Consider the following 23,054-nt stretch of genomic DNA (forward strand, 5'->3'; position numbering starts at 1 on the left):
GCTACCGATGTTCGGGATCGAGGGGTGGCAGTACCGCTGAACGGGTGCCCGTCCGGCCATGCGGGGATGCCCGCATGGCCGCCGCCTGGTCGGTTTGCCCGGTCCGGGCGATTCCTTCAGGGCGGTTCGGATGGTGGGGCGGTCCGCACACGAACCCACCCGACGTCGCCGTCTCGTCGAGCTGGCCCCTGCGTGACGTAGGCGAGAGTGCAGTGACGTCGCTCGACGGTAGTGCGGCGGCCGCGGTCCTGCACCGACTCGGGAGCGCGGAAACCCGGCGGCCGCAGGCGGTCCGGCCGTCTAGGCTCCCCGCGGGGAACGGCATGGAGGAGATCGGCGGAAGATCGCCCGGCTCGGGACCGGGACGGCGCGGGTTCTCGTGAGATTCCGCGTGGCACAAGTTGATGTTGGGCCGTTCGCGTGGTGTCGCCGACGCGCGCGCCACGGTCACGCTCGCAGTAATCGCACAGGTGTGGGTGTTGAGCCCATCAGGTTCCGTTCTTGTTGCCGAGGAGGCCATCATGACCGGCGGATCCGGGGATGCGCTGGTCAGGTTTCGGCTGCCCGGCGACCTTCGTGATGCACAGACGCGGCCGTGGTTCGAGGTCGACGAGTCGCTGCTGAGCACGGCTGCGCCGCGGCGCACCTTCCGCTGGTATCGGGGCCAGAAGCACTACTCGGGCACCTACTGGTCGAGCACGACGAAAGGCCACGTCTCGTATGAGTCGCGGTTGGAACTCACGCGATTGCAGTACGCGGATTTCGATCGGTCGGTGCGGGGAATCGTCCCCCACCCGTTTCTACGGCAAAAGGAAGTCTCCGGCAGGATATACGCGGCGTCGTGTCCAGCCAGGTCCAGCTGATCAACATCCTGAACATCGAGATCGCCGAGCTCGGGCAGGTGGTGGCCGACCATTTTGGCCGGCACCGGGACGCTGAACGCAACTACGCCGGCACCTCACCGATCACCCGCGCATCCGGCGGTCGCCGGGTCGTGCTGGCTCGTTACGCCCGCAACCGGCGTCTCGCTGACGCGGTGCATCAGTGGGCGTTCTGCACGATGCGCGGCTCACCGGGCGCCCGTGCCTACTACCAATCCCTGCGGGAGCGCGGCACCGGCCATCAGGCTGCTCTACGCCAGCTCGGCAACCGCCACGTCGGCATCCTGCACGGCTGCCCAAAGACCAGAACGGCCTACGACGAGGCCACCGCCTGGGCCCACCTTCAACCCCAGACTTGACTTTGAAAACATAGGATGTCTGCCGCAGATGTCGAGGGTCAGTCCGGGTCTGCTGGCATGAGGCCGTTGCGGTAGGCCCAGATGACGGTCTGTACGCGGTCGCGGGCGCCGATCTTGGACATGGCTCGGCTGAGGTGGCTCTTCACAGTGCTTACCTCGACGACCAGGGCGGCGGCGATCTCGGCGTTGGACATGCCCTGGGCCAGCAGTTTGACGATCTCGGCCTCGCGGGCGGTCAGCGCGTCGGCGGTGCCGGCGGCCGGGCGTGGGGCGGACGCGGCGGCGGGGCGGCGGCGGGCGAACTCGCGGATCACGCGACGGGTGACCGACTGGTCGACCAGGCCCTGGCCGGCGGCGACCCGCCGGATGGCGTCGACCAGGTCGTCGGGTTCGGTGTCCTTGAGCAGGAAGCCGCTGGCGCCCCCGCCTCGAGCGCGCCGAACACGTACTCATCCAGCTCGAAGGTCGTCAGGACCAGAACCGCGGGGGCCGGTTCGATCTCGTGGACGATCTCGCGGGTGGCGTCGAGGCCGTTGCCGTTCGGCATGCGGACGTCCATGCAGACCACGTCGGGGCGCAGCAGGCGGGTGAGGCGTACGGCTTCGGGGCCGTTGGACGCCTCGCCGACCACGCGGATGTCGTCGGCGAGTTCGATCAGGGAACGGAAGCCGGCCCGCAGCAACTGCTGGTCGTCGACGAGGAGCACCGTGATCACGGAGGTGGTTCCCCTTCTGCTCGCGGCACGGTGAGTTCGACCTGCCAGCCCCCGTCGGCGGCCGGGCCGGCGGTCAGCGTCGCGCCGATGAGCTTGGCGCGTTCCCGCATGCCGATCAGCCCGAAGCCGCGGCGGTCGCCGTTGGTGGGTGTTGCGACGACCGCGGGTGGGTCGTTGCGTACCAGCAGGGTGGTGCCGTTGCGGCGGTGCCGGATGGTGATCGTAACCGGGGCGCCCGGTGCGTGATCACGGGCGTTGGACAACGCCTCCTGCGCGACCCGGTAGAAGGCCATGTCGGCGGCCGGCGGGACGTCGCGCGGTTCCCCGGTGACGGTCAGCGAGGCGCCCTGGCCGGACGCCAGCTCGGCGATCCCGGCCAGGCCGGCCGCCGGGGCACCGTTGGTGCCGTCCTCCCGCAGGGCGCCGACGATGAAGCGGAGGTTGCTCAGCGCCTTGCGGCCCTCCTCGCGGACGGTGATCGCGCCGGTGCGCGCGGCCGCAGGGTCGCGTTCCACCAGGCGTTCCACCAGGGCGGCCTGCACGATCACCGAGGTCAGATGATGGGCGGCGACGTCGTGCAGTTCGCGGGCCATCCGGGTGCGTTCGGCGGCCAGCGCCGACTCGACCCGGGCGGCCTGGGCCCGGGCGGCCTCGGCGGCCCGGAGCTCGACGAGTTCGGCGTAGCGGCGGCGCATGGCGACGTTCTGGCCGATGAGGGCCGCGCCGCCGTAGGCGGCCAGGGCCACGAGAAGTTGCCCGGTGGCGCGGGCGACCACGGCGGACGGCTGCAGCACGGGGGCGGGTCCGAAGGTGGCCGGCACCGCGCTGAACAAGACATAGCCGGCGATCTCGGTGCCGGCCGCCGCGGCGGCCAGGGCGAACGAACGACGTACGGTCAGAAGCGTGCCGCAGGTGTAGACCGCGATGGCGACGGCCGGCCCGCGCACCCCCTGCCCGGTGGGTACGACGGCGGAGAGCACGGTCTGCAGGACGAGCACCAGTGCGATGCACACCAGCGGCCGCACCCGGCGCAGGCACAGCGCGATCGCCTGCGCGGCCAGCAGGGTCAGCACGACGAAGCCGGTGGCGGTCACGGTCGGGTCGGGAAACCACAGCACGGTCGCCGACAGGAGCGCCACCAGCGCCGCGAGAGCACAGTCGCGGCGGAACGGCGAGGTCAGGCCGAGTGCGTCCCACGGCCGTACGGAATCGGTCATGGCCTGTCCGGATTCGGGGGGTCGGTGCGGGTGCGGCCGGGTCGCGGCCGCACCCGCGAATGGTCAGCGGTGCCGGGCGAGCCACTTGCCGATGTCGGCCAGCACGACCGGGTCGGGGTTGGCCTCGGCCGGGTTGTACTGGGGAGTCACGTTCAGGAAGTGACCCATTCCCGGGTAGGTGATGAGCTCGTGGTCGCGGTTGCCGGCCGTGGTGAGCGCGGCGTCGGTGACGATCGCACCGCGCACCCGGGTCTGGATGTCGGTCTGGCCGTTCAGCAGCAGCACCGAGCCGTGGTAGTGGACCAGATCCTGGGCGGGGGTCGGGAACCGGGCGATGTCAACGAGGTAGTCGGCGAAGCCCTTCGGGGCGTTCGTGAGATTCGGGTACTCGGCGAAACCAGCGGCGGCCTCCACGGCCGGGCGCACCTCGGCGTCGATGGCCAGCTTGCCGTCGCCGTTCGCGTCGAGCCGGCTGTTGACCTTGTCGTCGTGCACGCCGTCGAGCAGCAGCGGGCGCAACTGCTGCGCCGTGCCGGCCGGTTGACCCAGCAGACCCTTGGTGATCTCGTCGGCGGTGAGCAGGCCGTCGCCGTCGAAGTCGAACTCGTCGTGCAACTGTCCCAGACCCGCTCCGACCGCCTGGTAATACACCACCTCGCGGGGCGTACCGCTGACCACGCCCATTTCGACGACGCCGGCCGGACCGGGGATGCCGTAGGTCCGTGGGGCGGCGGCCAGGTTGCTCGCCACCTGGGTCCCTTCGCTGTGGCCGAACAGGAACAGCCGCCCGGTGTCGACCCGCGACGACTTCGCGGCGAATCGTACGGCCGCGGCCGCGTCCCGCACCACCTGCTCATAGGGCTTGGCCGGATAGAGGAAGGCCGGATCATCGCTCAGCTTCGGGCCGACGTCGACGACGCCCCGCTTGTTGAAGCGCAGCACGGCGAAGCCCTGGTGGTTCGCCGTCTGGGCGACCTGCTCGAGCGGGGTCGCGCCGGTGTCGACGGTCTCGTTCAGGTCGTTCTTGCCGCTGCCGTGCAGCAGCACCACGGTGGGTAGCCGGCCCTCGGCGCCGCGCGGATAGGTGAGCTCGCCCTTCGACACCCACCCGCCGTCCATCGGGATCGTGACCTCGTCCCGGACGATCCCGGCCCAGCCGTCCGACGTCGTCGGCACGAGCGATGCCTCGGCCCGCGCGAACGGCACCGAACCGACCGCCAGTGCGGCGGCGACCACGGCCACGGCCGCCCCGGCGAGGACCGACAGCGTTCTACGCTGGCGCCTTCGTTGCGAATTCGCGTGCTCGACCATGGTGAACTCCCTCGGGCTGCCGATGGCGCCGGCCGGACGACCGGCGCCGTGGCTTGAACCCTGCCGTCCACCCGTGGTCTGGCACATCCGTCGCAGGCCGGAACTCGGCCTTACGACCTCCGATGGAGATCGGGGCCGCGGATCGTGCGGTCAGTCCTTGCGGGCCACCCCGGCATAGAGGCCGACCGACTTCGGGTCGGGAATCTCGGTGCCCGCGGCCGGCCACCACTCGCCGGCCGGCACGATGCCGGGCTCGATCAGCGTGAATCCGTCGAACACCGCCGCCATGTCCGGCGCGGGTCGCCGGCCACACGTCGGAGCGCCCCTGATCGAGCATCGACCGGTAGGTCGCGGCGTTTCCGAAAGCCCAATGCAAGTGATCGAAGCATCGTCTCCAGCTCCACTGCGCGGTGCCAACCGCTGAGGAAATGCCATGAGTATGAGACTGATTTTGATGACGCCGCAGTGAGACAACTGAGAAACACCAGGTCATACACGATCGACATGTCGAGCACAGTGAGAACCTACAGCGATTTAGCCGATAATTGGCAAATTTGAACGTCCGGCGGATTACCTGTGAAAGGAGCAACATGATGGCCACGTCGAATGATCGTGCAGCGTCGCGGGCGAGCCGTTCGTCGGGCACGCCCGAGGAGGGCTTCAGTGGTCGTTGGTGCGACCAACGGGCGGGTCCTGCACATGAGACTGAGAGCTACTGCTTCATCGTGGCGGTCGAGAAGGTCCAACTGCTGACAAAGATGCACCAGTTCGCTTCGGTAATTTGCTTCGTATAGCTGTGGATCTTTCTCACTGCAGGCTCTCCACGCCGACAGCGCTTCACGTCTGGCGGTAAGCGCGCCCTCGATGTCATTTCTCTCCTGTCGGTAGATCCCGAGGTTTCTCAAGGAGCTGGCGAGGATTGGGCGGCACCGATCAGGCTCGACATCGGCCAGCCCACGGTAGATCGTGACGGCCTCTTCAGCGACCTCCGCGGCTTCCCGATACCGCCCGACCTCCCGCAGGTAGATCCCGTGGTTGTTCAGAGCGCCGGCGAGGTCAGGGCGGTATCGATCAGGCCCCGACTCGACCTGTTCGCGATAGTGGGTGACGAGTAGCTGGCTTTGGGCAGCGCGTAGGTGGGGAAACTCTGCTGGCGGGTTGAGTTCGAGGAGCCGTTCGCGGGCGTGGACGTCATCGGCGACGTTGGTGTTGATCAAACCTGCCAGAGCGCGGTCAAGCAGGTGGCCGGTGACGCCGGTGCCCAGGATTGCGGCGAGTGCTTCGGGGAGCTGGCTGGTTTGGCGGGCGAGCAGAATGATGAGCTGTTCGAGCGCATCATCATAAGTGGTGGAGGCACGAACCAGCACCGGCGCCGCGGCAGGAGCATCCTGATCACGAAGCAGCTGCGGGCGGCGGCGAAGGGTGTCAAGGACCAGGCGATCGGCGACGAGGTCAGGACCCAAGTCCGGCCGGTGGCGAGGTCCCAGCGGGTAGCGTCGGTGCACCCATCCGGCAACGGCGATGCGGGACTCCTGGGCAGCGTCGTGAGCGAACTGAGGTAGCCGCCGCAGTAGCGTCGCTGCCTCGGCAAGATCAGCGGCCGGCGTCAGCAGCAGCACCGTCAGGGCTTCGGCGAGTATGCCCCCGTCACACCCCGCAGGCAGCCGCGGCAGGTCGGCGAGCCAGCCGCGCTGTTCCAGGGCGACAAGCTCGGTGAACAGCTCGGCCGGTGGCCGGGTGCGGGTATGGATGCGTCCCAGCACCGCTAGCAGCGCACGCGCGTGCAGCACCAGCGGCGTATCGGCTTCCGACCCGACCGGACGATCCGGCTCGTCCGGCGGGGAAACCTGCAGCGCGCGGGCATAGGCCCGACCGGCCTCGCCGTACCAGCGCGGCCGGTCGCTGGCCTCACCCACGGGCTCCAGCGTCTCGACCGCCTCAGATGCGGTAAAACCGTGTCGGACACCGCGACCTGATCGGCCACACCCGCACCACGGGCCTTCGAGCGGTTGGGGCGACGCTGCTGCCGATGCGGGGATCGGGCTTCGCCACACCGCGCAGCGAGGCCAAACACGCCGCCGTGGATACCTGGATCCGAAACTCGGGCGCGCACGACGCGGTCATCGACCTGGCTGGAGCCATGGGCGAAAAACCAGACCCGACCCACGACTCCGGCGATCGGTTGCACCCCAACAACACCGGCTATCAGGCAATGGCTGATGCCAACGATCTCACCCTGCTCTGACCGAACGACCACCGTTGACCGTGTTGACCGCAGCCGGCCTCGTCCTGTCCGGTTCCGTCGGCCGAGCGATGGCCTCCACCTGAACGGGTGAGGGACGATCACTCAGCGGGTGACGTTGAGTGTCACAACGCCGCGCGATCAGCCCACGCTCAGTAGCCGACGGTGAAGCGGCGCTGCACAAAACGCGGCGCCTCGACTTCGTCGAGAACGGCGACGGCCGCGTCCTCCGCGGATATGCGACTGCGACCCTCGGCGTCCAGGACGGGTTGGTCGCCACCGATCCGGAACCGGCCAGTGCGTTCGCCGGGGGCGATTTCCACGGCTGGACTGAGGTAGGTCCAGAGCCGGTTCGAGGTGCGATAGAGGTTCAGCGCGTCGCCGTGGCCGCGCATTACCGCCGCATATTCCCTTGGCAGGCCAAAGCCGTCGATCGCGGCATTGAGCAGCTCGTCAGAGCTGGAGAACACCAGTCCGGGCTTGACCTCGAGACTCGCGGCGCCGCCGACCACGACGAGCCGGAGACGGGGACGGCTTTCCAGTGCGGTCAGCAACGCCGCGGCCACCCGCGCGTAGATGCCCGGGTCGGCGATGGCGCGCGCCGCGGCGTCAGCCGGGTCCTTGGCAGCGTTGCCGGCACCGAATCCGCTGATCAGGACGTCGAGACCAGGGAGGACCGCGGCGACACCGGCGGCATCGGTGACATCGACCTTCCGCCAGAGAATGTTCTCCCGGCTGTCCTGAACGCCGGAAATGTCGCGGCTGAACGCCGTGACCCGATGCCCTCGGTCGAGCGCCTCCGTGACGACTCGACTGCCGATGGTGCCCGTGGCACCGATAACTCCGATTTGCATGATTCTCCTGTTCGCACAAAGGAATAGTCGAACTTCTACTCGCGCCGGCCTTGCCGACGGACCCCGCAAAGGGCGGCCGCGATACGGAACAGCCGAACGTGTTCCGATGGGCAATTCTCCTGCTCGTCATGGTGATCGAGGGCGCAACGGTAGATCTGCTGAATCATGCAGTCGGCGGCGTCGGCCGAACCGAGCATGAGTTGGCAAAACAGCCGCAGCTGTGCGTGCAGCGCGGCGTCGTGCTGGTCGAAGTTCTCCGGTCCGGCCATGCGTTTCCTGATCAGAGTCCGAACCGCGGAAACAACGCGGAGCCGTGGAACGCGACGATCCGGCTGACACCCTCGGCGGTGACGGTCAGTACGTGCAGCGCGTGTGGACGGAGCACACCGTCACCGCCGCGGGCGTACACCGCGAAGGCGGGCTGCCCATTCGCGGAGGTGGCCACCAGTTTGGCTGGACCGACGATCCGCATCTGCCTGAGCAGGAAGGCCAGAATAGTGTCGCGGCCTTCGAACCAAGTCGCGATCGGCGGCATTTCCCATCGTGCGTCTTCGGTCAGTACCGAGACGAGCTGGTCGACGTCCTCGGTTTCGAATGCGGTGACATAGCGGTCGAGCAGGGCACGCTGCCGCGGTTCTGCGGGTTCGGTCAGACCGTCCTCACTGAGCGGAACCTGCACACGCGCTCGCTGCAGCGCGCTGTTGACGGCCGCTGCCGTCATCTGCAGCAGTTCCGCGACCTCGCTGGTCCGCCACTGCAGCACATCACGCAGGATCAGCACGGCTCGCTGTCGCGGTGGCAACTGCTGGAGCGCCCCGATCAGGGCCAGCCGCATGGTCTGTCGTTGCACCACGACGGTTGCCGGATCACTCGGCGCGGCGGCGAACAGGAGATCGGGCATCGGCTGGAGCCACGACACCTCCGAGGCCGGCTCAACCAGCCTGGCCTCCGGGAGCGCCTCGGGGGCGCCGAGATCGGCCGGCAGTGGCCTGCGCCTGCTCTTTTCCAGCGCCTTGAAACACGCCCTGGTCGCGATGCGGTAGAGCCAGGTACGCAACGACGATCGGCCCTCGAACCCGTCGTATGCACGCCATGCCTGGAGATAGACGTCTTGAACCACTTCCTCGGCCTCGTCGACCGAACCGAGCAACCGGTAGCAGTAGGCGAGCAGCTCGCGTCGGAACGGTTCGCTCAGGCGTCCGAAGTCCTCGTTGCCGGTCTGGGGCTCAGTCATGCTGTGCATGATCCGCTCCCTGGGTCGACGGTGCAGGGCTGGCTGGCTCGGTCGGGCCGTATTCATCGTGTCGGTTCAGCCACGAGAATCGCGGCACCTGGGGGTAACCCGCTGGGGAGTCCTCCCAGTCCTCCTGGCGTCCAAGTGCGGTGAAGTCGAGGGAGTTCAACGTCCCGCCCATCAGTTCGTGCTCGCGAGCGTTGACGAAGTAGGTGCGGTAGACGCTGTTGCCGTCACGGACGAACGCGTTCGTGCCGTACCACTCGGCCACGCCGAGGTCGGCGGCGAAGCCGTCGGTGATCGTGTACCACGGTATGGCCCAGCCCATCCGCGCTTTCACCCGCTCGATGTCGGATTGCGGCGCGTGCGAGGCAAAGGCCAGTGTGGTGTCGCGGGCGTTGAGATGCGCGAGATGCGCGACCTGGTCGGCCATCAGCGAACAACCGACACACGCGTGGTCGGGCCAGCCGGACACCCCGGGCTCGAAGAAGGCACGGTAGAGCAGCAGCTGACGGCGGCCGTCGAATAGGTCGGGCAGGCGGACCGTCCCGTTCGGCCCGTCGAAGACGTACTCCTGATCGACCTTCAGCCACGGCATCCGTCTGCGGTCAGCGGCCAGGGCGTCCCGGGCACGGGTCAGGTCCTGCTCCTTCGCCAACAGCCGCAGGCGCGCGACCTCCCATTCCGCTGGCGTGACGGCCCGAGCTTGGTGAGTGCTGTTCATCGCGATGTCCTTGGGTGGCAGGAAATTCGGCTCAACCGACGGTGATGTCGGCCATATCGATGGCGACCAAGACGATCCGGTCGTCGCCCATGGGGGCGTAGGCCCGTCGGGTGGCCGGGATGATGATGCCGTCGATGTCCCGGTAGTCGGCGGCGTGCAGCTGTGACTCGGTGCCCGGATCGACGATGTCGATGGTGAAGTCGTGGCGGCGCAGCAGCCCGTCCGGGCCGAAGCAGAACACCTGCTTGCGCGTGTGGGTCTTGATGTGGTCGGGGAAGCTGACCTTCAGCCGCCGCCAGGTTTCACCGTCGGCCTCGATGGGCGCAATCTCTTCGCAGACGAACCCCGGCCAGGTGAACAGGAACGGCACATTCAGGTAGGTCCACAGTGCTTCCCCGGTGAAGTACGCGAGATGAAGGTCGTCCCACGGCGTCTGGAACTGGTGGCCGTCGAACGACCGCTCCGGGTCGTCGCGCGCGTCGACAACCGTGCCGTCGGCCTGCTGCAGGACGACCCGGTCGGGCTCGAAGATCGACCGGCGGTTCTGCCCGAGGAAGTCCATGGTCAGCCGTTGCCGGGTGGTGTCCACTTCGACGTGGACGTCCTTCATGGACTCAGCCTTTCCCTTGACCTGCCAGAAGGCCCCGGTGATGGCGGCGTCGACGCGGATCGCCCGGATCCGGTTCCACCGGTCCAGACCACCGTGTGCGGCGACCACGTTCGCGAGTAGATCGTTCACTGTTTTGCTCCTCTGGTGGGATGCCCCGGCCGCCGGTGTGGCGGCCGGGGCGTGTCGCGGTCAGTCGACGATGAGTCCGCCGGTCAGGTTGGCGACGGTTCCGGTCATCGCGGCTGCCTGGTCGGAGGCGAGGAACACCGCGACCGCGGCGAGTTCGGCCAGTCCGGTGGGGCGCTTGCGGTGGGTCATCGAGCTGGCGATGGCAGTGAACTGGTCCTTGGAGATGCCCAGCGCGTCGGCGTGCAGCCCGTACACGACGTCGATGACCGGTGTGTCCACCATGCCGGTGGTGCGCAGGCAGATCGAGCGGACGCCGTGCGGTGCCCATTCGGCGGACAGCGCGCGGTTGAGGGCTTCCATCGCCGCCCAGCCGACACTCATGCCGCCGACCAGGGGCAGGCTCACCCGGGCGGGTTCGGGGGTGTGCATCATGATCACTCCCGAGCCCTGGGGGATCATGTGCCGAGCGGCGGATTTCGCGGTCACGAAGTGCGCCTGGGCGTAGGTCGTGACCGGCCGCATGAAGTTGTCGACCGCCAGGTCCGCGAGCGGGATTCCCTGCAGTCCACGCGGTGAGATTCCAATCGCGTTGAACGACACATCGATACCGCCCGCGGCGGCCATGACCGCGTCGAGGTGTTCGCCGACGGCTTTCTCGTCCAGCGCGTCGACCACGGCGGCCTCGACGGCTCCGCCAGCGGCGGAGATTTCCTTGGCGACGGTGCTGACCGTGTCGGGATTCCGCCCGGTCAGGAAGACCCGGGCACCTTGGTCGGCGAAACCGCGGGCGACCGCACCGCCAACCGCTCCGCCCGCGCCGTAGACGACCACATTCTTGTTTTCCAGCAACATATCCTTCTCTTCCTTGTGGTTCACGCCAGCGCGTGAAGTCCGTGTCCGTTGAGCTGGTATTCCCGCGGCTCGTCCCGATTGCCGACGTCCTCGCACAGTCGCGCGATCTCGGCACCGACAATGGCCGGTGTGAGCAGCGGTTCGAGTGCTGCCGCGAAGGTGGCCGTGTTGACGCCCTGGCGCTCGGCGTAGGCGGCGACACCGGCGGCGCCGAGTTCAGTGGCCGGCGTGATCTGCGGCAGCACGGTGGCGAAGCGGATACCGAGGGCGGCGCGGCGGGATTCGTCCGCCGCGTACGAGGCGAGGAAGCGGACCATCGCTTTCGCGCCCGCGTATCCGCCGCTCAGTGGTGAGCCGCGCAGTGCGGCGCCGCTGGACATCGCCACCACCAGGCTGTCGGGCGGCAGCGGGTGTCGCAGCGCCGCGCGGATCCAGTGGAAGGCGTGTTGGGTGTCAACCTGCCAGTTGCGGCTGAACGATTCCCACGACTGTTCGTGCACCGGGCTGGCGGCGGGCGTCGCGCCCGCGTTGAGCACGAGCAGTGTGGGCTGGTGCTGCTCGATCAGGGTGCGGGCGGTCTCCGCGTCGGTCGCGTCGGCGACCGCCGGGACGAACCTGGCACCCAGTTCCCGGCGTAGGTCCGCCAACGCCTCGGCCGTGCGCGCGACGCCGACGACTCGGTGCCCCCCGCCTACCAGTGCGGCAGCGATCGCCGCGCCGAACCCACGGCTGGCGCCGGTGACCACCGCCGTGGTCACCGGCTGCTGCGATGAGCTCATCATCAACCACCTCCTACCCATACAGAGGCGGTCGCACCGCGAAAGTCATCGGCGCCCGCCGCTGAGCTGGAGCGCCGCGGAGAGCGTGGTGAAGCCCACGTACGTGCCGTTCCCTGGCTGGGCCGCCCCGACTTCGCCCACGTTCGCCACCATCCCGGGCACGCGCGGTACCTGCACGAGACGAACCTCGCCATCGCCGACCGCGTCGAACACCTACGCGCCGCGGTGATCCGGGAGCAGCCCGAATGGGTGTCGGGCCTCGGGCCGCGTCCGGACAATCCGATCGCGGCCGAGGATTGGGACGAGCTGGTCGGCCTAGTTGCCGCCTACCGCGAAACCTTCCGCATCGAGAGCGAGGCGCCGTTGGGCGGCAAGCCCGGCAGCCACGGGGCGAGAGCGCACGCCTGGCCTCGCTCAGCGTGGCCAACCTGGCTGGCAGTTACTTCTTCGCGGCCGCGACCTTCTTGCGCGGTGCCCGCTTCCGCGCCACAGGCGCGGGCTCGTCGACGACGATCGGCTGGCCGTCGTTGGCCTCGAATGCCTCGATGATCTCGCCAGACAGGCGGCCGCGCTCGGACACGGCGTAGCCGTTGTTGCTGGCCCACTCCCTGATCTGGCGTGACCGTTCGCGATTCGTGGCCGCGGTGCCGGGCTTCTTCACCTGTGCCGACTCACCGGCCGCCAACCGCACCTTACGGCCGCCGGTCCGTCGCCCGGCCGCGATGTAGCGGGCAAGTTCCTCGCGCAGTGCGGCCGCGTTGTCGTCGGACAGGTCGATCTCGTAGCTGTCACCGCCTTCCACGACAACCTCGCCGACATCTCGGATAGGACCGGGGGACGTGGCGTGCAGATCGTGAATAGACTCGCCGCTGACCAGTGCGTGCGGTACCACTACGCGACGGGCAGATCATCGAAGGACTGTTCCGTACACCCCGCCGCGGCTTGGGTGGCGACGTTAGCCCGGTAGCGCGGCCCACGTGGGACGAAAGGTTCGCCAGGACCGCTTCGCCGGGAGTATCAGGCCAGCGCCCGGTCCACGAACGCGAAGCCGAGATCCAGCCGTCCGGTGCCCGGGTCGGGGACCTTCGCGTCCTGATACCAGGACTGCGGGGCCTCCGGGTGCGGACCCACCACGCCAACCCGGCCCTTGCCGTGGGCCGCGACCAGTGCCGCGACCGTTCCGTTCGTGTAGCGGGCCAGGACCGTCGCCGGGCCGGTCAGGACGAACTCCGGGCCGTCCTGGAAGTACATCTCGTGGCGCCGGCCCTCCCAGTCCACCGGGATCAGGGTGTCCCGCGTCGAGCGGACCTCCGCGCCGCGGGAGCTGATGTACTGCCGGGTGTCACCGGGCAGCAACGCGAACCCCGGGGTCGCGCCCGCCAGGTAGCCACCGAGGCAGAAGCCGAGGTAATGGCCGCCGCCGCTGACGTAGGTCTTGATCACGTCCGCGTGGCGGCGCATCACCCGCCACGCGTCGTCCAGGCCGCCGCCGCCCGGCTGGGCGTACAGCGTCGCGCCCGCCAGCGCCTGCGTGGTCAGCGGGATCGCCTGGTCCGGGCCGCAGTACTCGACCCGGAACCCCCGCGGGTGCGCGCGCAGCATCGCGGCGACGGCCTCCGAGCAGGGGTCGGTCGCCCCGTCGCCGCGGTAGACCAGGGCCAGCGGGCGGGTGTCCGGGCTGCCGCCGCACGCGGCCAGCAGGCCGGCCGCGGCGACGCCGGTCAGCAGGGCCCGGCGGGACAGCCCGGTCACGCCGGCTCCAGGACGGGGCGACGCACGACACGCTGCTTCGCCCGCTTCGCCAGCGCCGTGACGAGCGCCTCCAGCGGTCCCTTCCCGGCCGTCGCCCGCCAGGCCAGGCCCACGACCAGCACCGCCGCCACCTGCAGCCAGTACCCGACCGCCGGGCTGTAGACGTCGTAGTCGGAGTTCAGGAACATGATGTGCGCGGTGTAGAAGGTCAGCGTCATGCTGCCGGCCGCGGACAGCGGCGCGAGGACGGCGGGCCGCACCACCCGGCCGAGCAGGAGCATCAGCCCCAGCAGGGCCATCGCACACCCGGTGGTGCCGACCAGATCGGGCGCGGTGCCGGTGTGCGGCGCGTCGACCGCGAGCCACCACGCCGTCGACGTCGGGGTCGTGCCGTCGCCGCCCAGGTTGAGCAGCTCGGTCGTCTCCGGCACGGTGAGGTTGCTGCCGGGCTGGGCGGACCAGATCGCCGTCAGCCCGCCGTAGTGGTGCAGCAGCACCCATGACACCGTCGCGGCGCCGACGGCCAGCACCAGCCCGGTGCCCAGCAGGCCGGAGGCGACCTTGAGCTTCCGCAGCGACAGCCGGCCGATCACGATCCCCGCGCACAGGTACACCGTCCACGACAACGCCGGGTACTCGCCGTTGAACGTCAGCTCGCTCAGCAGCTTCACGGGATGCGTTGCGGCGTAAACGAAGCCGTTGTTCAGCAGCGTCGGCGGGGGCAGGTGCGGCTGGAGCAGGTGGGTCAGCGGCGGGACGCCGGCGGCGACCGCGACGCCGGCCGCCGCGACCGCCCACGACGGCAGCATCACCAGCGGGATCGCGAACAGGAACAGGATCGCGTAGTACGGCAGGATCACCGCGCCGAGCGCGGCGTCGGTGTAGCCGAGCGCGAGCCCGATCGCGCCGATGGCGAGCGCCCGCACGGCGAGCATCGCCGCGGTGCCGCGGAAATCGGCCGGGCGCACCCGCTCGCGGCCGGTCATGAACGCGACGCCGACGCCGGCCAGCACCGCGAACGTCGCCGCCGCGCGACCGCCGAAGATCGCGAACGCCGCCGACGGGTGGCCCGGCGAGGCCTCGTCCGGCAGCGAGTGCACCGCCATCATGCCGAGCAACGCGATCCCGCGCGTCGCGTCGATCGCGGTCAGCCGCGCGGAGGCCACGGGTCCGGTCATCTCGCCATCACCGCGTCCACCAGGTCGCGGCCGAGGTTGTGGCCGTACCGCAGCAGCGGCGGGCGCAGACCGCCGCCGGTGTACCAGTCGCGGGTCGCCTCCGGGTGCGGGCCGACGACGCCGACGCGGCCCGCGCCGAAAGGCGCGACCAGCGCGGCGATCGTGCCGTTCGGGTAGGTCGCCAGCACGTCGGCGGCGTCCGGCCGGTCGAGGACGAACACCGGGCCGTCCTGGAAGTACAGCTTCCGGCGGCGGCCGCGCCACCGGACCCGCACGACGGCGTCCCCGTCGTCGTCGACGGTCGCGTCTTCGGTCTCGATGTACCGGTCGGTGTCGCCGGGCAGCAGCCCGAACCCAGGCGTCGCGCCCGCGAGGTACCCGCCGAGGCAGAAGCCGAGGTAGCGGCCGCCCCCGTCGACGAAGCCGCGGATGATGTCGCGGTGCCCGCGAAGCTTCTTGTACGCGCGCCCGAGCGTGCCGCCGCCGGGCTGCGCGTACACCCTCGCCTCCGCCAGGCTTTCCGCGGTGAGCGGAACCTCTTCGCCCGGGCCGGTGAAGCGAACGGTGAAGCCGTGCCGGGACGACTGCAGCAGACCGGCGACCGCCTCGGGGCAGCCGGGCACGGTGGCGGGACCGCGGTAGACGAGCGCGAGCTTCACGCGGACCGCCGCGGGTTGTCGAGGGTCAGCGCCGTGCAGCGGACCCCGCCGCCGCCCTTGCGCAGCTGCGTGGTCGCCAGTTCGACGACGTCCAGGCCGAGGTCGCGCAGCGCGCCGGCGAGCACCGGCGCCCCGGCGGTCATGGTGACCGTGCGACCGTCGCTGACCAGGTTCAGCGCGAAGTTCCGGGCCTCGGCTTCGGCGACCTCGAGCAGCGTCCCGCCGAGCTCGCGCAGCCGGCCGCGGCTGAGTTCGTCGAGCGCGGCCGGACAGTACGCGAGCACGTCCGGCGCGACGACGGCGACCGCGAGGTCCAGGTCGTACCAGCGCGGCCCGGTCGTGCGCAGCGGCACGATCTCGTACCCGAGGACCTCGGCGACGACGTCGTGCGCACGCCGGTCGGTCCGCTGGCCGTGGCCGGCCAGCAGCAGGTCGCCGTGGGCGAGCGCGTCGCCCTGGCCGCTGAACGCGTACGGCGACTCGGCGACCTCGAACCCGTGCGCGGTGAACCAGTCCCGGTGGTGCGGGGTCTCGGCGCGGCGCTCGGGCGGCAGGTTCGCGAGCACGGCCCGGCCGTCCCGGACCACGGCCGCGTTGGCCGTGTAGACCATGTCCGGGCACTCCGGGACCGGGTCGAGGAACTCGACCTTGCGGCCGGCGGCCAGGTGCGCGGCCACGATCGCGTCGTGCTCGGCGACGGCGGCCGCGGGGTCGGGCTGCACCGCCGTGTCCATGTAGGGGTTGATCTCGTAGTCGACCCGGAAGTGGTGCGCGCCGGACATCAGCAGGGCCGTGTTCAAGCCGGGATTCCTTTCGCGGTCAGGGTTTGCGCGGGGATGCCGCGCCAGGACGTGTGCGAGACGAGGTGTTCGCCCTTCATCAGCAGCGACAGCGAGCCGAGTGACACGCCGTCGCCGACGACCGCGTCGTAGAGCACGATCGCGCGGGTGCCGACGGTGGCGCCGGCCCCGACCGTGACCACCGACATCTTCATCACGCGATCCTCGAACAGGTGCGTCTGCAGCGAAACCTCGGTGCCGACCGTGGCGTCGTCGCCGACGCGCACCAGGTCGAACTCGGTCAGGTAGGTCGTGCCGATCCACGTGCGCCGCCCGATCCGCGCGCCGAACCACCGCAGCAGCGGCGGCAGCATCGGCGTGCCGACGAGCATCCCGAGCCCCGCCGGCACCGCGGCCGACTCGTAGAGCCCGGTGACGAACTCGCTGCGCCGCACGAACGGGCTCCACAACGGCTCGACCCGCGGGGTGTACTCACCGACGACGTTGTTCTTGGTCGCGGCGCAGAACCCGATGACGGCGAGCCCGGACGCGATCGCGACCAGCGGCGACGCCAGCGCGGGCACCGGGAGGTCGCGGCCGGCCGCGAGCTCGGACAGCGTCAGCAGGAACAGGTAGAAGCTCAGGCCCAGCAGGGAGGCCGGCAGTGTCGCCCGGGCGAACTCGATGGCCAGCCGCCGGCGGACCACCTCGCGCGGTGGCCGGAACGTCTGCTCTTCGGGGAAGTCGCCACTGTCCTGCCGGCGTGGCAGGTGCATCGCGGGCGAGCCGAGCCAGGACGAGTCGCCCGGGACGCTCACCCCCGGCGGTACCGTGCCGACGCCGACGAGGGAGCCGTCGCCGAGCGCCGTCCCGGCCGGCACCACCGAGGCGTTGCCGACGAACGCGCGCCGGCCGACCTCGGTGGTGAGGAAGGCGACGCGGCCGTGGGCGAAGGTCGCCGCGCCGACCGTGGCCATGTCGGCGACGAAGCTTTCGCTGCCCAGGGTGAGCAGGTCCGGGTCGAGGTGCCCGGCGGTGGACACCTCGGCGCCGCGGCCGACCCGTGCGCCGAGCAGCCGCAGCCACGGAACCGTGTACAGCGTGGCGTACAGCGAATTCGTGAACATCAGGCTGAATTCGAGGAGCTTGTCGGCGACCCACTTGCGGACCCCGAGCCCGGACCGCACCGGGTGGATCCCGACCGGCGTCCGCGGCAGCACCAGCTTGCGGCCGGCGGCGACCACCACGCAGACGGTCAGCACGAAGACGGGTCCGGCCAGCGCGGTGGCGACGACGCCGGCGAGCACGCCCCAGCCGAGCAACGCCCACCACACCAGCGCCACGCTCGGGAGGATCAGGCAGATCGCGCCGACCTCGAGGGCGCCGAGGCCGAGGAGGGTCGCCGCGATGTGGTGCACGCGCCAGCCGCGGCGCGGCTCGGCCGACGCCAGCAGGTCTTCGACGACCGGCGAGAGCGCGGCCACCTTCGCCGGCGGCGAGCCGGCCCAGCGTTCCCCCGCCGGCACGGTCTCGCCGCGGCCGAGCAGGGACTGCTCGGCGAGCGCGGCCCCGGGCCCGACCGTCGATCCCGGTTCCAGCACGGCGTTCGCGCCGACGAAGGCGCCGGCGCAGACGGTGATCTCGCCGACGGTCACCCAGCCGTCCTCGACCCGCCACGGCCGCAGCACCGCGCCGTAGCCGATCGCCGCGTCGTCCTCGACGCGCACCAGCGTCGGCAGGGAGATCGAGCTGGTGGCGATCACGGCGCGCTTGCCGACCCGGGCACCGAGCAGCCGCAGGTACAGCGGCATCAGTCCGGAGCCGCTGACCACCGGCAGCGGCCCGACGCTCAGCAGCAGGTCGAGGGTCCACAACCGCAGGTACGTCCAGCCCCAGAGCCGGTAGCGGCCAGGCCGGATCCCCGCCGCCAGCGGCCGCATCAGCAGCAGCGGCACCAGCCAGCGGACGCCGAGGTAGCTGATCAGGATCGCGACGAGCAGCTGGGCGAGGACCGGGACCGAGACGTCGCCGTCGTTCCAGGTGTAGACGTAGGCCACCGGCAGCGTGATCACCAGCAGCAGCAGGTAGATCACGACGAGCTGGGCGGCCCCGGCTGCGGCGATCCGGCGTGTGCGGTGGCGGATCGGCTCGTAGCGCGGCTGGGCCGCCGACACGGTGGCGGGCTCGCCGGCGTCGAGGTGCGCGGCCAGCGACCGGACGTCGGGGTGGGCGTAGAGGTCGCGCACGGCGATCCCGGCGCCGAGGTCGTGCTCGCGCAGCCGGGACACGACGGTCGCGGCCAGCAGCGAGTGGCCGCCGAGGTCGGTGAAGAAGTCCGCGGTGACCGAGAAGTCTTCCGGTGCGACGCCGAACGCCTCCGACCACACCCGCGCGACGATCTCCTCGGTGGGGGTCGCCGGGGCGACCAGCGGCCCGTTCAGGGTTCGCTTCCGGCCCGACGGCACCGGCAGCTCGCGGCGGTCGACCTTGCCGCTGGGCATCATCGGCAGCACCGGGAGAGTCACGAAGAAGCCCGGCACCATGTACGCGGGCACCCGCTCGCGCAGGCTTTCCCGCAGCCGCCGGAACAGCACGTCTTCGTCTTCGTCCGAAGTGGACACGACGTAGGCGGCCAGCTCGGGCGCGCCCGGCGTCACCTCGACCATCGCCGCGGCCGCCGCGGAGACGCCCGGGTCGGCCATCAGGACGCTCTCGATCTCGCCGAGGTCGACGCGGTGCCCGCGGATCTTCACCTCGGCGTCGGCGCGGCCGAGGTATTCGATCTCCCCGCCCTCGACGAGCCGGCCGAGGTCGCCGGTCCGGTACACGCGCTCGCCGTCGTGCTCGACGAACTTGTCCGCGGTGAGCTCCGGCCGCCCGACGTACCCCTTGGCCACGCCCGGGCCGCCGATGCAGATCTCGCCGACCTCGCCGGGCGGCACCGGCACGCGGTCGTCGTCCAGCAGCACCACCGAGTAGGTCGGGACCGGCACGCCGATCGTGACCGGGCGGCCGGGCTTCAGCTCGCACCAGGTCGCGGTGACGGTGGCCTCGGTCGGGCCGTAGGTGTTGAGGATCCGGCGGCCGGGCCGGGCCCAGCGGTCCACGAGCTGGCGCGGGCACGCCTCGCCGCCCACCAGGAGGTTGCGCAGCAGCGGCAGCTCGTGCGGGATCGTGGCCAGCAGCGTCGGCACGCAGTACAGCACGGTGATCCGGAGCTCGGCGAGGAATTCGGCGAGTTCGGCGCCGAGCCGGCGGGAGTCGGTCGGGCCCGCGACGAGCGTCGCCCCGACCGCCCAGGTCGGCCAGATCTCCTCGATGGAGAAGTCGAAGGAGATCGTCATCCCCTGGTAGACGCGGTCGTCCGGGCGGACGTCGTAGAGCCGCGGCACGACGTCGAGGAAGTTGCCGATGCTGCGCTGCGCGACCTCGACGCCCTTCGGGCGGCCGCTCGAGCCGGAGGTGTAGATGACGTACGCGCTAGGGTCCGGGTCGAGCAGGTCGTCGTCGCCCAGGTCCGGCCGGTCGTCCGGAAACCCGTCGACGTCCCCGGGGTCGAGGGTGGGACAGGGCGCGTCGGCCACGCGGTCGGGCGTCGTCAGGAGCAGGTCGACGGCCGAGTCCCCGGTGATGTAGGCGACCCGGTCCGCGGGCGACGCGGGATCGATGGGCACGAAGGCGCCGCCCGCCTTGCCGACGGCGAGCAGGCAGGTGTAGGTGTGCACGCTCCGCTCGACGAGGATCGCGACCCGGGCCCCGCTGCGGATCCCGGCGGCGCGCAGCCGGTGGGCGAGCCGGTTGGCCCGGCGGTCCAATTCGGCGTAGGTCAAAGAATGGCCGTCCGCCTCGAGTGCAATGGCATCGGGAACGCGATCTGCGGTGCGCTCGAAGACATGGTGCAATCGCCGCACCGGCTCGGCATCGGGTGCGCGAACCTCCGTCGCGACCCCGGAATCGGACGAATAGCCCGTGAACCCCACCGAACACCCTTTCACTCGAACAGGCGACATCAGGACTCCATACGGGTGCAGAAGCGTTCACCCGTTAGCGTGCATGTCCATCCTCGACAGGGTGGCCCGTAGTTGGCAAGTAACAAGCAGTGATCTGTCCCACGGAATGATCACAGGACCCGCGAATTTGTATTCCGGTGTCCGAAAACGGTGTGTTGGTTCCGAAATTCTCCGGGCCGCCGCCGGGTGTTGGCTCTCTGTTAAACCGAGAAAGGGGGAAGCGGGATCACGGGGATTTCACGGGAACGGTCCCGGACGGGTGCGGGCGCCGGCCGCACCCGTCCGCACCGCCGACGCTCCGGAGACCGCGCCGATCCCCGCCGCCGCTACGCTGGCCGAGCTGGTGCGGCCGGCCGACTGGTTCCACTCGTCGGACACGACGGCTCCTCGGCTCGCACGTACGCACTCGGCGACCGCGCGGTTACCCGTCGTCCGCGGCACGAGAACCACAGGCTAGAGGCGATCAGCGATCGGTGCAGCCCCGGTAGCCGACGACCAGGTGCTCTTCCCCCAGTTGCTGCGCGAGGGTCAACCGCCCACCCTGCGGGCCAGGTCAGCCTCCGCGAGGTCCGCGTGCACCACGCGGACCTGCGGATTCTCGGCCGGGACGGCGAGGTTCAGCGCGGCGAACGGGTCGTCGGTGACGATCCACCGGTCAACACCGATGACCTGGCATTCTCGTTCGGTCAACGAGTCGACCAGGTGCGAGCCGATGAAACCCGCGGCGCCGGTGACCACGATCTGCTTTCCCAAGGGTGTTGTTCGCCTGGAGTCGATCACGGCCCCTCCTCGTGAGGCCGGTTCCATGGCCTTCTACCTCGGTCTGTGGAACGACAAGATCCAGTTCAACAGCGCAGGCGGGACAGATCGACCCCGCGCCGTGGACGCGCGGTACCCGAATCGTGGACGTGGTGGGGACACCGTGGACGTTGACGATCACGAAGCGGTGTCAGTCGCCTACGGTGGGGACATGGCAGGCTCGTCCTCGTACCGCACACCCAACGAAACGCTGATCGCGCTCCGCGAGAACCGCGCCCTGTCGCAGCAGGAGCTGGCCGAGGAACTGAACCGGCTGGCCACAACCCGCCACGACGCCCAGCTGACGTTGACCAAGAAGTCGGTCTACCGCTGGGAGTGCGGAGGAACCTCGTGCCCGAAACGTTTCTACCAGCAGCTGCTTGCTGAGTTTTTCAGCGTCCCGATCGCTGAGCTGGGTTTCAAACGGCCACACCTGACTCCAGCCATCACACTCACACCCATGGCACCGACAGGAGCGGATGAACCGGTCTCCCCCAGCCCGGAAGTCGAGCGCGAGCAGCAGCGGTAACGCGAGACCAGGGCCGCCCTTGGCACCACGCGGCGAGCTTTAGCGATCACCGCCGAGGGCCTCTACCCCGACTTCCGCCTGCCTGGACTGCACAACACCGGAGTCATCGCCCATCAGAGCTGGATTCCTCAATCGCCGTGTCGATCCAGGACATCACGCTGACTCTTGCCTCCGACACCGCACCGCCGGAGATAACCGGCGGCGAGACCGAGACGGCGGCCGTGCGCCCCTGGTCCACGCCGGGCCATCGCTACCGCCGCTACCACGACGTCATCCGTGATCTGACCCCACCGAAGCTGTTCGAGAACCGACTGTGCTTCCGCCTGACGCACCTCGATTGGACAACTCCAGAAATCGGGATGCACTTCGGACACATGGGTTTCTTCGACTCCATGGACACCAACGAAGCCCTTGCGCACGAAACTGCCCTGCGGCACCTGATGCGTGACCACAACGACGAGCTGTCCACCATGAAACCGCCGTGGCGGCGGCTTCCTTTCAGAACCCTCATCGGAGACCCGTTCGACCTCAGCCGCCGCCCGCTGATGGGCGCAGTCGGAACCTTGACCATCCGCGGAGGCGACTCCCCCAGTGTGGTCCTACATCAGCGTGACGGCAACAAAGTCGCCGGCGGCGGAGGCATAACCCATCTCCTCCCCGCCGGGATCTTCCAACCCTCCAGCGTTCTCCCAGCGGCCATCGCCGCGGGCTTCTCCCTCTGGCGCAACATCCAGTGCGAACTCGCCGAAGAACTCCTAGGCCACGACGAATACGACGGCAGCGGCCACCCGATCGCCTACAACGACCTCGAGCCCTTCGCCATCCTCGACCGCGCACTCGACGCCGGCGACATCTAGATCTGGTGCCTCGGAGTCACCCTCGACGCCCTGACCCTCTGCGGAGACATCCTCACCGCCGCGGTCATCGCCCCCGACCTCTACGACCACCTCTTCGCCGACGCCGTCAACACCAATTCCGAAGGAACCGTCCCGGCTCGCGCTTTGCCTTTCGAAGAAAATACGCTTCGCTACCGACGCGAAGAAGGTCGACTCTCCCCGGGCGCAGCGGCGGCCCTCCACCTCGCCTGGAACCATCGCCACGGCCTCTTCTCGTGACAACGCGTGCCAGCACCTGGCAGTACTTGCCGGTACGCCTCAACAACGGCCACGGCAGTGGCTAACCTTCGGCTCGCGCGCAACTTTCACCTCAACCTCGACGTGTCAGCCCACCTCCCGGACCAACGTCAACGGTCGCTCCATGGATACAGAGCACTGAACTGGTCGAACGCCTCGTTCAGGTCATCGTCGTGCGCTACGTCGTCTACGAAGATCGACGACCTGGCGACTAAGGGCTTGTCTCATTTGGCGAGTTTCTTGTAGCAGGTGATGGCGGCGGCGAGGGTAAGGAAGGCGAGGTAGTGGGTGGGTTTGCGTTCGTAGCGG

Annotated in this window: 27 protein-coding genes; 5 read left to right on the top strand and 22 right to left on the bottom strand. The window is 69.7% G+C overall.

Annotated elements, in window-relative coordinates:
* Positions 1-521 precede the first annotated feature (521 nt).
* Complete coding sequence (locus ACZ7OH_RS26050; RefSeq protein WP_470283157.1) at positions 522-863, top strand: hypothetical protein; 342 nt, start codon at positions 522-524, stop codon at positions 861-863.
* A complete protein-coding gene (locus ACZ7OH_RS26055; protein ID WP_470283158.1) occupies positions 842-1,240 on the top strand; it encodes a transposase in 399 nt (132 codons plus the stop codon). The genes ACZ7OH_RS26050 and ACZ7OH_RS26055 overlap by 22 nt, the downstream gene beginning before the upstream one ends.
* A 38-nt stretch (positions 1,241-1,278) precedes the next feature.
* Here the strand turns inward: ACZ7OH_RS26055 and ACZ7OH_RS26060 are convergent, their stop codons facing one another.
* From ACZ7OH_RS26060 to ACZ7OH_RS26085, 6 genes are all read right to left on the bottom strand, one after another.
* A complete protein-coding gene (locus tag ACZ7OH_RS26060) occupies positions 1,279-1,554 on the bottom strand; it encodes a response regulator transcription factor (protein ID WP_470283159.1) in 276 nt (91 codons plus the stop codon).
* Positions 1,551-1,946: a response regulator gene (locus tag ACZ7OH_RS26065; RefSeq protein WP_470283160.1), complete on the bottom strand. Its 396-nt coding sequence runs from the start codon at positions 1,944-1,946 to the stop codon at positions 1,551-1,553. Before ACZ7OH_RS26065 ends, ACZ7OH_RS26060 begins: the two co-directional genes overlap by 4 nt.
* Before the next feature lie 5 nt (positions 1,947-1,951).
* Entirely contained in the window at positions 1,952-3,172 is a 1,221-nt protein-coding gene (locus ACZ7OH_RS26070; RefSeq protein ID WP_470283161.1) for a sensor histidine kinase, read from the bottom strand.
* Positions 3,173-3,235: 63 nt separating this feature from the next.
* Entirely contained in the window at positions 3,236-4,483 is a 1,248-nt protein-coding gene (locus ACZ7OH_RS26075) for an alpha/beta hydrolase (RefSeq protein WP_470283162.1), read from the bottom strand.
* Positions 4,484-4,633: 150 nt separating this feature from the next.
* Entirely contained in the window at positions 4,634-4,918 is a 285-nt protein-coding gene (locus ACZ7OH_RS26080) for an SAM-dependent methyltransferase (protein ID WP_470283163.1), read from the bottom strand.
* Between the two features lie 89 nt (positions 4,919-5,007).
* Positions 5,008-6,399, bottom strand: coding sequence for a hypothetical protein (locus tag ACZ7OH_RS26085; protein WP_470283164.1), 1,392 nt, complete (start codon positions 6,397-6,399; stop codon positions 5,008-5,010).
* 59 nt (positions 6,400-6,458) lie between these two features.
* Between ACZ7OH_RS26085 and ACZ7OH_RS26090 the strand changes: the two genes are divergently transcribed.
* Positions 6,459-6,728, top strand: a complete 270-nt coding sequence (locus tag ACZ7OH_RS26090) for a GDSL-type esterase/lipase family protein (RefSeq protein ID WP_470283189.1) — start codon at positions 6,459-6,461, stop codon at positions 6,726-6,728.
* A 149-nt stretch (positions 6,729-6,877) separates the two neighbouring features.
* On the opposite strand, the gene ACZ7OH_RS26095 is transcribed toward ACZ7OH_RS26090, so the two are convergent.
* From ACZ7OH_RS26095 to ACZ7OH_RS26170, 16 genes are all read right to left on the bottom strand, one after another.
* Positions 6,878-7,579, bottom strand: a complete 702-nt coding sequence (locus ACZ7OH_RS26095; protein WP_470283165.1) for an NAD(P)-dependent oxidoreductase — start codon at positions 7,577-7,579, stop codon at positions 6,878-6,880.
* Between the two features lie 35 nt (positions 7,580-7,614).
* Positions 7,615-7,848: a hypothetical protein gene (locus tag ACZ7OH_RS26100; RefSeq protein WP_470283166.1), complete on the bottom strand. Its 234-nt coding sequence runs from the start codon at positions 7,846-7,848 to the stop codon at positions 7,615-7,617.
* A gap of 11 nt (positions 7,849-7,859) precedes the next feature.
* The gene (locus ACZ7OH_RS26105; protein ID WP_470283167.1) at positions 7,860-8,813 is read right to left on the bottom strand and encodes a sigma-70 family RNA polymerase sigma factor; all 954 of its coding nucleotides are present in this window, start codon (positions 8,811-8,813) and stop codon (positions 7,860-7,862) included.
* Positions 8,806-9,537, bottom strand: coding sequence for a DUF899 domain-containing protein (locus ACZ7OH_RS26110; RefSeq protein WP_470283168.1), 732 nt, complete (start codon positions 9,535-9,537; stop codon positions 8,806-8,808). The genes ACZ7OH_RS26105 and ACZ7OH_RS26110 overlap by 8 nt, the downstream gene beginning before the upstream one ends.
* A gap of 31 nt (positions 9,538-9,568) precedes the next feature.
* Positions 9,569-10,276, bottom strand: coding sequence for a hypothetical protein (locus ACZ7OH_RS26115; RefSeq protein WP_470283169.1), 708 nt, complete (start codon positions 10,274-10,276; stop codon positions 9,569-9,571).
* Positions 10,277-10,336: 60 nt separating this feature from the next.
* Positions 10,337-11,152: an SDR family NAD(P)-dependent oxidoreductase gene (locus ACZ7OH_RS26120; protein ID WP_470283170.1), complete on the bottom strand. Its 816-nt coding sequence runs from the start codon at positions 11,150-11,152 to the stop codon at positions 10,337-10,339.
* A complete protein-coding gene (locus tag ACZ7OH_RS26125) occupies positions 11,149-11,907 on the bottom strand; it encodes an SDR family oxidoreductase (RefSeq protein ID WP_470283171.1) in 759 nt (252 codons plus the stop codon). The genes ACZ7OH_RS26120 and ACZ7OH_RS26125 overlap by 4 nt, the downstream gene beginning before the upstream one ends.
* A 45-nt stretch (positions 11,908-11,952) precedes the next feature.
* On the bottom strand, positions 11,953-12,120 hold the full coding sequence (locus ACZ7OH_RS26130) for a hypothetical protein (RefSeq protein ID WP_470283172.1): 168 nt from the start codon (positions 12,118-12,120) through the stop codon (positions 11,953-11,955).
* Between the two features lie 226 nt (positions 12,121-12,346).
* The gene (locus ACZ7OH_RS26135; RefSeq protein WP_470283173.1) at positions 12,347-12,709 is read right to left on the bottom strand and encodes a histone-like nucleoid-structuring protein Lsr2; all 363 of its coding nucleotides are present in this window, start codon (positions 12,707-12,709) and stop codon (positions 12,347-12,349) included.
* A 215-nt stretch (positions 12,710-12,924) separates the two neighbouring features.
* Entirely contained in the window at positions 12,925-13,659 is a 735-nt protein-coding gene (locus ACZ7OH_RS26140) for a BPL-N domain-containing protein (protein ID WP_470283174.1), read from the bottom strand.
* Positions 13,656-14,837: a heparan-alpha-glucosaminide N-acetyltransferase domain-containing protein gene (locus ACZ7OH_RS26145; protein ID WP_470283175.1), complete on the bottom strand. Its 1,182-nt coding sequence runs from the start codon at positions 14,835-14,837 to the stop codon at positions 13,656-13,658. Before ACZ7OH_RS26145 ends, ACZ7OH_RS26140 begins: the two co-directional genes overlap by 4 nt.
* Positions 14,834-15,496 carry a BPL-N domain-containing protein gene (locus tag ACZ7OH_RS26150; protein ID WP_470283176.1) on the bottom strand — a complete coding sequence of 221 codons (663 nt, stop codon included), beginning with the start codon at positions 15,494-15,496 and terminating at the stop codon, positions 14,834-14,836. The genes ACZ7OH_RS26145 and ACZ7OH_RS26150 overlap by 4 nt, the downstream gene beginning before the upstream one ends.
* Entirely contained in the window at positions 15,493-16,296 is an 804-nt protein-coding gene (locus ACZ7OH_RS26155; protein ID WP_470283177.1) for a dimethylarginine dimethylaminohydrolase family protein, read from the bottom strand. Before ACZ7OH_RS26155 ends, ACZ7OH_RS26150 begins: the two co-directional genes overlap by 4 nt.
* Entirely contained in the window at positions 16,293-20,255 is a 3,963-nt protein-coding gene (locus ACZ7OH_RS26160; protein WP_470283178.1) for a Pls/PosA family non-ribosomal peptide synthetase, read from the bottom strand. The genes ACZ7OH_RS26155 and ACZ7OH_RS26160 overlap by 4 nt, the downstream gene beginning before the upstream one ends.
* 267 nt (positions 20,256-20,522) lie before the next feature.
* Complete coding sequence (locus ACZ7OH_RS26165) at positions 20,523-20,663, bottom strand: hypothetical protein (RefSeq protein WP_470283179.1); 141 nt, start codon at positions 20,661-20,663, stop codon at positions 20,523-20,525.
* Positions 20,664-20,813: 150 nt separating this feature from the next.
* Positions 20,814-21,065: an NAD-dependent epimerase/dehydratase family protein gene (locus tag ACZ7OH_RS26170; protein WP_470283180.1), complete on the bottom strand. Its 252-nt coding sequence runs from the start codon at positions 21,063-21,065 to the stop codon at positions 20,814-20,816.
* A 25-nt stretch (positions 21,066-21,090) separates the two neighbouring features.
* Here ACZ7OH_RS26170 and ACZ7OH_RS26175 point away from each other — a divergent pair, with 25 nt between their 5' ends.
* Positions 21,091-21,612, top strand: a complete 522-nt coding sequence (locus ACZ7OH_RS26175) for a helix-turn-helix domain-containing protein (RefSeq protein ID WP_470283181.1) — start codon at positions 21,091-21,093, stop codon at positions 21,610-21,612.
* 137 nt (positions 21,613-21,749) lie between these two features.
* Positions 21,750-22,469, top strand: coding sequence for a hypothetical protein (locus ACZ7OH_RS26180; RefSeq protein WP_470283182.1), 720 nt, complete (start codon positions 21,750-21,752; stop codon positions 22,467-22,469).
* Positions 22,470-23,054 lie beyond the last annotated feature (585 nt).

The sequence above is a fragment of the Amycolatopsis sp. NPDC114478 genome (assembly GCF_055633805.1).